The organism is Burkholderia sp. Ac-20349 (genome assembly GCF_017104865.1).
Lineage (GTDB): Bacteria > Pseudomonadota > Gammaproteobacteria > Burkholderiales > Burkholderiaceae > Burkholderia > Burkholderia aenigmatica.
On sequence record NZ_JAAGPM010000313.1, the window covers coordinates 1 to 2,099 of the forward strand.

Here is a 2,099-nt window from a genome sequence, read left to right on the forward strand (position 1 = left end):
TCGTGTCGTCCCAGTACAGCTTGCCTGTATCGTCGATCGACAAGGTGACGGATTGCGGCGTGTCGCGCGCGACGCTGGCCGCCACCTTCGGCAGGTCGAGCCGGATCGCGTGCGTCATCAGCGGCGCAGTGATGATGAAGATGACGAGCAGCACCAGCATCACGTCGATCAGCGGGGTCATGTTGATCTCCGCCATCGGCGCGGACGTCTTGTGGTGCTCGAGTCCGCCGAATGCCATGGTCGCTCCTCTAGGGCCTGTTCACGCGTCAGGCTTCCTGCGCGCACACGAACACGTGCAGGTCGCGCGCGAAGCCGTCGAGTTCCTCGGCGAGCTGCCGCACGAGCCGCCCGAGGATGTTGTAGGCCAGCACCGCGGGAATCGCGACGACAAGCCCGAACGCGGTCATGATCAGCGCCTCGCCGACCGGCCCCGCGACGTTCTCGATCTGCGCCTGCCCGCTGGCGGCGATGCTGCCGAGCGCGTGGTAGATGCCCCAAACCGTGCCGAGCAGCCCGACGAACGGTGCGGTGCTGCCGATCGACGCGAGCAGCACCTGGCCGAATTCGAGACGCCGCTGCGAGCGCAGCATCGCGTGCCGCAACGCACGCAGCACGCGCTCGCTGCGCTCGACGCGCGCGGCCAGTGCGGCCGGATCGTGGTCGTCGGCCGCATCGCGCGCGGCTTCGGCGAGCGGCACGAACACGCGCTCGCGATCGGCGCCGGCGAGCGCGGCAATGCCCGCGTCGAACGACGACGCACGCCAGAACGCGGCGAGCGCGCGCGGCCCCTGCCGCTTCGCACGGACCAGCAGCCAGGCTTTCGTGAGGAGGAAGCACCAGCTGGCGACGGACATCGCCAGCAGCACATAGGCAACGGCGTGCGTGATCGCATCGCCGCTTTCGAGGTAGTGGACAACGCCGGTGGGTATCGCCATCGGAGTTTCCCCGTGGGGTCAGCGCAGGCCGAGCACGTCCTGCATGTCGAACAGGCCGGCGCCGCGCGCCGACAGGAAGTGGACCGCGCGCAGCGCGCCTTGCGCGTACGACACGCGGCTCGACGACTTGTGCGTGATCTCGATGCGCTCGCCGATCCCGGCGAACAGCACGGTGTGGTCGCCGACGATGTCGCCGCCGCGCACCGCGGCGAAGCCGATCGACGACGGGTCGCGTTCGCCCGTCACACCATGGCGGCCGTACACCGCGCAATCGTCGAGCGAGCGGCCGAGCGCGCCGGCGACGGCTTCACCCATCATCAGCGCGGTGCCCGACGGCGCATCGACCTTGTGACGGTGATGCGCCTCGATGATCTCGATGTCGTAGCCGTGCGAGAAATGCTTCGCCGCGAATTCGAGGAGCTTCAGCGTGACGTTCACGCCGACGCTCATGTTCGCCGCGAACACGATGCCGATCTTGCCCGCCGCGGCCTGCAACTCGGCCTTCTGCTCGGCGGTGAAGCCGGTCGTGCCGATCACGAGCTTCACGTCGTGGCGCAGCGCGGCCTCGATATGGGCCATCGTGCCTTCCGGACGCGTGAAGTCGATCAGGGTGTCGGCCTGCGCGAACACGGCGTCGAGGTCGGCGGTCAGCTTGACCCCGGTGTCCTTGCCGAGGAACGCGCCGGCGTCCTGGCCGAGGAACGGCGAGTCGGCACGGTCGAGCGCGCCGACCAGCTGCGCGTCGGAATCGTTGAGAACGGCTTCGATCAGCATCCGGCCCATTCGGCCCGATGCGCCGGCAATCGCAATCTTCATGGCTTTCTACACGACAGGTCTAAAAACGGGCGGCGCATGCCGCCCTGTTTCCGCACGCGGACTTACTGCGCCGGCGCGGTGAGCGGCTGGTTCTGCAGCGTGTCGGAGCCTTGCGGGCCGACCGGCGGCGACGCCTCGTTCGACACGTTCGGCTGCGGCGGACGATGGAACTGGAACTGCGGCTGGATCGCCGGAACCGCGCCCGGCGGCTGGCCGCCCGGCACCGGCGCACCGCCGGCAGCCTGCCTGCGCATCAGCAGAATGTCTCCATTCCAACTCACGCGACAGCACGAGCGTCGCACTGAGCCGCACTTCAGAAGGAGACAGCCGTGGCAGTCGAAACAACCT

The 2,099-nt window shown here is 68.6% G+C and carries 3 protein-coding genes and 1 pseudogene; all 4 read right to left on the reverse strand.

The genetic code is table 11. From position 1 onward, the window contains the following. Nucleotides 1-238: biopolymer transporter ExbD (locus tag G3N61_RS38825; protein ID WP_205825090.1), on the reverse strand; the 238-nt coding region annotated here is incomplete at its 3' end. A 28-nt stretch (nt 239-266) separates the two neighbouring features. Beyond that, nucleotides 267-935: a MotA/TolQ/ExbB proton channel family protein gene (locus G3N61_RS38830; protein ID WP_205825091.1), complete on the reverse strand. Its 669-nt coding sequence runs from the start codon at nt 933-935 to the stop codon at nt 267-269. A gap of 18 nt (nt 936-953) precedes the next feature. Then, nucleotides 954-1,751 (reverse strand): 4-hydroxy-tetrahydrodipicolinate reductase, encoded by a 798-nt coding sequence (gene dapB / locus G3N61_RS38835; protein WP_089449891.1) that lies wholly within the window; start codon nt 1,749-1,751, stop codon nt 954-956. Between the two features lie 62 nt (nt 1,752-1,813). Then, a pseudogene (locus tag G3N61_RS38840) lies at nt 1,814-1,996 on the reverse strand (outer membrane protein assembly factor BamE); the annotation flags it as partial. Nucleotides 1,997-2,099 lie beyond the last annotated feature (103 nt).

Excerpts from the sequence above, each read along its gene's own strand:
- dapB (WP_089449891.1), bottom strand. The coding sequence starts at position 1,751 with ATGAAGATTGCGATTGCCGGCGCATCGGGCCGAATGGGCCGGATGCTG.
- G3N61_RS38830 (WP_205825091.1), bottom strand. The coding sequence starts at position 935 with ATGGCGATACCCACCGGCGTTGTCCACTACCTCGAAAGCGGCGATGCG.